7 protein-coding genes are annotated in these 6,693 nt (G+C 60.3%); 2 read left to right on the plus strand and 5 right to left on the minus strand.

The features are described from left to right. Positions 1–65: 65 nt before the first annotated feature. The 4 genes from PH586_RS23310 to PH586_RS23325 all read right to left on the minus strand — a co-directional run bounded on the left by PH586_RS23310 (position 66) and on the right by PH586_RS23325 (position 4,128). The gene (locus PH586_RS23310) at positions 66–923 is read right to left on the minus strand and encodes a glycine betaine ABC transporter substrate-binding protein (protein WP_271350193.1); all 858 of its coding nucleotides are present in this window, start codon (positions 921–923) and stop codon (positions 66–68) included. 144 nt (positions 924–1,067) lie between these two features. Further along, entirely contained in the window at positions 1,068–2,012 is a 945-nt protein-coding gene (locus PH586_RS23315; protein ID WP_271350194.1) for a choline ABC transporter substrate-binding protein, read from the minus strand. 36 nt (positions 2,013–2,048) lie between these two features. Beyond that, positions 2,049–2,930, minus strand: coding sequence for an ABC transporter permease (locus PH586_RS23320; RefSeq protein ID WP_271350195.1), 882 nt, complete (start codon positions 2,928–2,930; stop codon positions 2,049–2,051). Between the two features lies 1 nt (position 2,931). Next, positions 2,932–4,128, minus strand: coding sequence for a quaternary amine ABC transporter ATP-binding protein (locus PH586_RS23325; protein ID WP_271350196.1), 1,197 nt, complete (start codon positions 4,126–4,128; stop codon positions 2,932–2,934). 243 nt (positions 4,129–4,371) lie between these two features. Here PH586_RS23325 and PH586_RS23330 point away from each other — a divergent pair, with 243 nt between their 5' ends. Continuing rightward, positions 4,372–4,869, plus strand: a complete 498-nt coding sequence (locus PH586_RS23330; RefSeq protein WP_271350197.1) for a hypothetical protein — start codon at positions 4,372–4,374, stop codon at positions 4,867–4,869. On the opposite strand, the gene choX is transcribed toward PH586_RS23330, so the two are convergent. Beyond that, positions 4,794–5,732 (minus strand): choline ABC transporter substrate-binding protein, encoded by a 939-nt coding sequence (gene choX / locus PH586_RS23335; RefSeq protein WP_271350198.1) that lies wholly within the window; start codon positions 5,730–5,732, stop codon positions 4,794–4,796. The two genes, PH586_RS23330 and choX, sit on opposite strands and share 76 nt — an antisense overlap. Before the next feature lie 382 nt (positions 5,733–6,114). On the opposite strand from choX, the gene PH586_RS23340 reads away from it, so the two are divergent. Further along, positions 6,115–6,693: serine dehydratase beta chain (locus tag PH586_RS23340; protein ID WP_271350199.1), on the plus strand; the 579-nt coding region annotated here is incomplete at its 3' end.

A 6,693-nucleotide genomic window follows, 5' to 3' on the forward strand; every position in this document is an offset into this window, starting at 1 on the left:
TGCGGTAAATGCCGGCCACGAAAAAGCGGGCCGAAGCCCGCTTTATGTTGTTGCGGTAACCGCGCTTACTTCAACCAGGCGGCCACGCGCTCGGGGTTGGCGGCGACCCAGTCCTTGGCAGCCTGCTCCGGCTTGGCGCCTTCGCTGACGGCCAGCATGACTGCGCCCACATCTTCGGCGCCCCAGGAGAACTTCTTGAGGAAGGCGGCCGCTTCTGGGGCCTTGGCTTCCATACCCATGCTTACGACGGTGTCGATGTGCTCGGATTCACCGAAGACATTCTGCGGATCTTCGAGGAAGCGCAGTTTCCACTTGGCGAACATCCAGTGTGGGATCCAGCCGGGAACCACGATGGCTTCATGTTTCTTCTCGGCGCGAGCCAGGGCGATAGCCATGGCCGGACCGGAGCTCGGCATCAGCTTGAAGTCCAGTTTGTATTTCTCGATGGCTTCTTCGGTACGGCGCATCACGCCGGCGCCGGCGTCGATACCGGTGATCTTGCCATCGTAGGCTTCTTTGCTGTCGTTCAGGTCTGCGATGCTCTTGGCTTCGACGTAGTCGGGCACTACCAGGCCGATCTTGGCGCCGTCGTAGTTGGTGCCGAGAACCACCACCTTGTCTTTCATCTTGGTGAAGTACTCACCGTGGGTAACCGGCAGCCAGGCCGAAAGGGTCGCGTCGAGGTCGCCGCGGGCCACGCCTTGCCACATGATGGCCGGCTCGACGGCTTTCAGCTCGACATCGTAGCCTAGTTTGCTTCTGAGGATTTCACCGGCGACCTGGGTAGTCGCGACGCTGTCGTCCCAGCCGTTGACGAAGCCGATGGTCAGGGTGGTCTTGTCCGCGGCCATGGCAGTGGACATGCCTAGCGCGAGGGCGGCGACGCCGAGGCTTTTCAGGCAGAAGGTGGAAAGTTTGCGCATAAATTTGGTGCTCCATCAGTGAGAGTTGCAGTTCAACGGTGTTACTGGCTCGTGCTGATTGCAGGTGTTGCGCTGGCCGGTTAACCCATGCCAGTGATGCGTACCTCTGCCCGTCTGGCGCGGACGCCAGGCGGGCCAGAGCTTTTACAGACCGACGTATTTCTTCACAGCGGCGACGCCGTCCTGGCCGTCATAGGTGGTGACGCCAGCCAGCCACTTGTCCAGGGCCTCCGGGTTGGCCTTGATCCAGTTCTTGGCCACTTCCGCCGGGTCTTCTTTCTCCAGCACTTTTTCCATCAGCTGGCTTTCGATCTTGACGCTGAATTGCAGGTTGTTCAGCAGCTTGCCGACGTTGGGGCAGCGCGCTTCGTAATCCGGCGGTACCACGGTGTAGACCTTGGCCGCACCGTAATCCGGGCCAAACACGTCATCGCCGCCGGACAGGTAGGTGATATCGAACTGGGTATTCATCGGGTGGGGTGCCCAGCCGAGGAACACCACCGGCTTGTTCTTTCTCACGGCGCGCTGCACCTGCACCAGCATGCCGGCTTCGCTGGACTCGACCATGCGGAAACCGCCCATGCCGAACTGGTCTTCCTTGATCATTTTTTCGATCAGCAGGTTGCCGTCGTTGCCGGGCTCGATGGCGTAGATCTTGCCGTCGAGTTCCTTCTTGAACTTGGCGATGTCCTGAAAGCTCTTCAGGCCGGCCTCGGCCAGGTAGGTCGGTACGGCGAGGGTGTACTTGGCCCCCTCCAGGTTCGCGGTTGGCAGGACCTTGACGCCGTCGTCCTTGGTGAACGGTTCGATCACCGCGTCCATCGAGGGCGCCCAGTAGCCGAGGAACACATCGATCTGGCCCTTTTGCACGCCGGTGAAGGCAATCGGTACCGAGGCCATGATCTTGCGGGTCTGGTAACCCAGGCCCTCGCTCAGGGTCATGGCCACGCCGGTGGTGGCGGCGATGTCGGCCCAGCCGATCTCGGCGAAGCGTACCTGTTTGCAGCTTTCCGGCTCCTGGGCCCAGGCGCTTTGCAGCAGCGTGCAGGACAGCAAGCTAACCCCAGCAATGGTTTTCAACTTGTTCATTTATGGCTCCCTCAATGAATGGATAAGGTGAAAGTCTTACTGGCGCTGCAATTTCGCACTCACCCAGCTGATCAGGGTGCCGCGTTTCTCGCTTTGCTTGGTGCCAAAACTTTCGGTAATGCGGTCGAGGATAATCGCCAGCAGGACCACGGCCATGCCGCTTTCGAAGCCTAGACCGATATCCAGACGCTGGATGCTCGCCAGTACGTCGTTACCCAAACCGCCGGCGCCGACCATCGAGGCAATGATCACCATCGACAGGGCCATCATGATGGTCTGGTTGACCCCGGCCATGATCGACGGCATGGCGCTGGGCAGCTGGACCTTGACTAGTAGTTGGGTCTTGCTGCAGCCGAAGGACTGACCGGCCTCGATGATTTCCTTGTTGACCTGGCGAATACCCAGGTTGGTCAGGCGCACTGCCGGTGGCATGGCGAAAATCACCGTGGCGATGATCCCCGGCACCCGGCCGAGGCCGAACAGCATGGCCGCCGGAATCAGGTAGACGAACGCCGGCATGGTCTGCATGAAGTCGAGAATGGGCCGGATGGTGGTCGCCACTCGCTCGCTCTTGGCCGCCCAGATGCCCAGGGGGATACCCAGCAAGAGGCTGATCAGCGTCGCGGAGAAGGTCAGGCCGAGGGTCACCACGGTCTGTTCCCAGAAGCCGGTGAGGACAATCAGAATGAAGGAGACGGCGGTGAAGGCGGCAAACCGGGCGCCGATACGCCAGAGGCCGAGGCCGACGAAGATAGCAATCAGCAGCCACGCCGGCGGCAGCATGAGGATGGCCTCGATGCCTTCGGAAAACGAGCTGACCAGGCCACCGATGCTGTCGAAGCCGTCGCTGTAGTTGTCCAGCAGGTGCTGAACGCCGTCGTTGACCCAGCTGCCCAGGTCGAGTTTCTTGTCACTCATGTCATTCTCCCTGCATGCGGGTCAGCAGGCGACCCTTGCTAATGGCGCCAGAGTATTGGCCGTTGCCACCGACAACCGGGATCGGACCTTCGTTGTCCACCAGGCGCGCGATGACCTTGTCCAGGGGCATGTCTTCCGGCACCGGGGTGATCTGCTTCACCACGCTTTGGTCGAGCTTGCATGACTGACCACCTTCGACCAGCAAGGCGATTTTCTCCAGGCTGATGGATCCGTAGAAACGGTTGTTCTCATCGACAATGAAGGCGTAATGCTTGTCCAGTTCCTGGAGCTTTTGCGAGACGACCTGGGCATCCGGCGCAACGCCGTTGTGCACGAAGATCGGCACGCTGTTAGCCATGAGCTGGCCGGCGGTGAGGTAACGGTTGGTGTCGACGGTGTCGAAGAAGTTGCGCACATAATCATTGGCCGGGTTGTCGACCAGCTCTTGCGGGGTGCCAACCTGGACCAGTTTGCCGCCTTCCATGATGGCGATACGGTTGCCGATACGCATGGCCTCTTCGATGTCGTGGGAGACGAAGATGATGGTGCGGCGGTGGACCTTTTGCAGCTCGAGCAGCAAGTCCTGCATTTCGCGGCGCTTGAGCGGGTCGAGGGCGGAAAACGCCTCGTCCATGATCATCATCGAGGGGTCGACGGCCAAGGCGCGGGCCAAGCCGACGCGCTGCTGCATGCCGCCGGAGAGTTCATGGGGGTGCATCTGGGCAAAAGTCTCCAGGCCCACCTCCTTGAGTACCTCCATGGCGCGTTTTTCCCGCTCCTTGCGGCCTATTCCTGCCACTTCCAGGCCGAAGGCCGCATTGTCCAGCACGGTGCGCGAAGGCATCAGCGCGAAGGACTGGAACACCATGCTCATGTCGCGGCGGCGCAGGCTGATGAGTTCCGCGTTGGACATCTTGGCGACGTTATGACCGTCGATGAACACATCGCCGCCGGAAGGTTCGATCAGACGGTTGATCAAACGGATCAGGGTCGATTTGCCGGAACCGGAAAGGCCCATGAGGACGAAAATTTCGCCTTCTTCGACACTGAACGACACATCGCTAACACCAATCACTGCGCCGGTTTCGGCGAGGACTTTCTCCTTGCTCCAGCCTTGCTTGCTCTTGGCGATGGCTTCTTGCGGTTTGTTGCCAAAAACCTTGTAGAGGTTTTCGACCACTATTTTTCCAGCTTTCATGGGAGGGTTCCCCTTCAGTAGACATCCAGATCAGTTACACGGAACCTGACGCACGCCAAACGGCGTTCTTCAGGTGATGTCGACTGTTCTTGCCTGTGTGAGTGTGGGCGGTTCCAAGGTTTGGACAGCGTTCTGTTTCGCGGCTAGCCGTTGCGCATTCAGGCGCACGTCAAGTGGCGCACCATGAGTCCGAAAGGTCATGGGCGTTGCTTGGCCATGCTGATGAATGAGCATTGCTGAGCCGTGTCGCAAACTGCTTTCCAAACCCTCTGGCAGAGTAACGAAGGCCAATCCGTTGGGATTTCACATCTCTTCCTGAAATGCGCGTACATCCGAAATTTTCTTGTTGGGCTGGCACCCGATGAAGGCGGCCAGCGCTATGTAATCTTCGGTCCAGAGCTTGGGATCTCTGGTCTGTCGACCCGGCTAAGAATCGACAGTGACGAAATAGGCTGGCTCAACGATATAGTCTTCGAGTCACCGCGATTGTCGGTTTGCGACCCTGACGTGCTGCGCGGCGACATGGCGATCACTATAAAAACCTTACCACACCTAAAGAACTATAGACCGAAGCCACAGCCCGCGCCGGGCCTGGATTACAGCCTTGAAAAGGAGGGTAGCTACCATGTGCTGGGGGCTGTGGCGGAATCGAAAAAAATTGAAAACTATGGCTCTTTGCCGCTACTCGAGGGCATTTTTGCCGCGCTGCCGTCGCGCCGAGTGACCCCCTGCAGCCATTGACTGACCACCTCTGGATGGGCCTCCATCCAGGCCTTGGCTTCGCGCCTGGGCGTGGTGTTCTGGTTGAGGATCGCCTCCATCAGGTCGTTCTCCATCTGCAGGCTGAAGCGCAGATTCTTGAACAGCCGGCCGAGGTTCGGGCAATCGCTGGCAAAGCCCTTGCGCACCGTGGTGTAGACGGTGGCGCCGCCCAGATTGGGGCCAAAGTAGTCATCGCCGCCAGCCAGGTAACGCATGTTCAGCTGGTTGTTCATGGGGTGCGGTTCCCAGCCGAGGAACACCGCCCATTTATTCAGGTGATCGGCGCGTTTGACGTGCAGGATCATCTGCGATTCACTGGACTCCACCAGCTCGAATCCGCCGAGGTCAAAGTGGTTCTTGTCGATCATCTGCTGGATCAGCTGGTTGCCGCTGTTGCCCGACTCGATACCGTAGATCTTGCCGTCCAGCTCCTTGCTGAACCGGGCGATATCGCTGAAACCCTTGAGGCCGGCGTCAAAGGCGGCCTGGTTGACCGCCAGGGTGTACTTGGCGCCCTCCAGGTTGATCGCCAGCAGCTCCACGCTGCCATCATCCAGGTAGGGGCGAACGTCCTTTTCGGAGCTGGGGAGCCAGGTGTCGAGGAACACATCGATCTGTTGGTCGTGCAGGGCCTTGAAGGTCTCCGGCACGGACAGGCGTCTGACCTGGGAGCGGTAGCCCAGCTCGCTGAGCAGCAGGCGGGTCACGGCGTTGGTGGTAATCAGGTCGGTCCAGCCGACGTCGGCCAGGCGCACCCGGCTGCAGGCGGCGGGCTCCTGCGCCTGGGCCAGCAGGGAAGTGCTCAGGGTGAGCGCCAACAGGCATTTCAACGGCAGTTTCATGGGCGAATCCAATTTCCGGGAGACTGACCCGCCCAGCCAATCCGGGGCGGGATTTGTAACCATGGACGAGGCTAAGCGGACGGCTGCTGGCCGGGCATGGGCGGCCGGATCATGGCGCCAGAGTTTGCTCGCTGCCTATGCGTGAGGTCGTAACTGGGACACAGTTGTCGCATTTCATGCCGGCGTCGCGGAAAACTGCGGGGGGTGTCACAACCCGCTCAGGACGGGGGAAAGGGGCTGGTTGCCGCGCAAGGCCGGCCATTTAGCTGCTGCGCTACTGCGTTGGCGGATTTGGACATAAGCGAGTCGGTGTGGGACCTCTGCGCATCGAGGAAATCTCGATCATGTGACGATAACAATGCACCCCGTGCAGGAGATTGTCGTGGCGATTAGCGTGTTCGATTTGTTCAAGATTGGTATCGGCCCATCCAGCTCACATACCGTCGGCCCCATGCGCGCCGCGGCGCTGTTCACCGGCGTGCTGCGCGAGCGTCACCAGCTTGAGCGGGTGCAACGCGTGGAAGTGCGCCTGTATGGCTCGTTGTCGGCCACCGGCATCGGTCATGGCAGCGACACCGCGGTGATCATGGGCCTGATGGGCGACTGGCCGGATCAGATCGACCCGGCGCACATCGCGCCGCGCATTGAAGCCCTGCACCGCACTGGCACCTTGCAGCTGGATGGACGTCTGCCAGTCGCCTTCGACTGGCAGCGCGACATGTTGCTGCTCGAGGAAAACCTTCCCTATCACCCGAATGCCATGACCCTGACGGCCTACGCGGCCGACGGCAGCGAGTTGAGTAGCGGCACCTATTATTCGGTCGGTGGCGGTTTTGTGGTCGATGCCGAGCAGGCGGCCAGCGGTCAGCTGGACCAGGATCACACCCAGTTGCCTTACGACTTCTCCAGTGGCGACGAATTGATGCGCTTGTGCAAGGAGCATGGCCTGCGCGTGTCCGAG

This window comes from Pseudomonas aestuarii (assembly GCF_027988105.1).
Taxonomy (GTDB): domain Bacteria; phylum Pseudomonadota; class Gammaproteobacteria; order Pseudomonadales; family Pseudomonadaceae; genus Aquipseudomonas; species Aquipseudomonas aestuarii.

Bases quoted from the DNA above. Each gene is read 5' to 3' on its own strand.
- PH586_RS23325 (WP_271350196.1), bottom strand. From the start codon at position 4,128: ATGAAAGCTGGAAAAATAGTGGTCGAAAACCTCTACAAGGTTTTTGGC.
- PH586_RS23310 (WP_271350193.1), bottom strand. From the start codon at position 923: ATGCGCAAACTTTCCACCTTCTGCCTGAAAAGCCTCGGCGTCGCCGCC.
- choX (WP_271350198.1), bottom strand. From the start codon at position 5,732: ATGAAACTGCCGTTGAAATGCCTGTTGGCGCTCACCCTGAGCACTTCC.
- PH586_RS23320 (WP_271350195.1), bottom strand. From the start codon at position 2,930: ATGAGTGACAAGAAACTCGACCTGGGCAGCTGGGTCAACGACGGCGTT.
- PH586_RS23315 (WP_271350194.1), bottom strand. From the start codon at position 2,012: ATGAACAAGTTGAAAACCATTGCTGGGGTTAGCTTGCTGTCCTGCACG.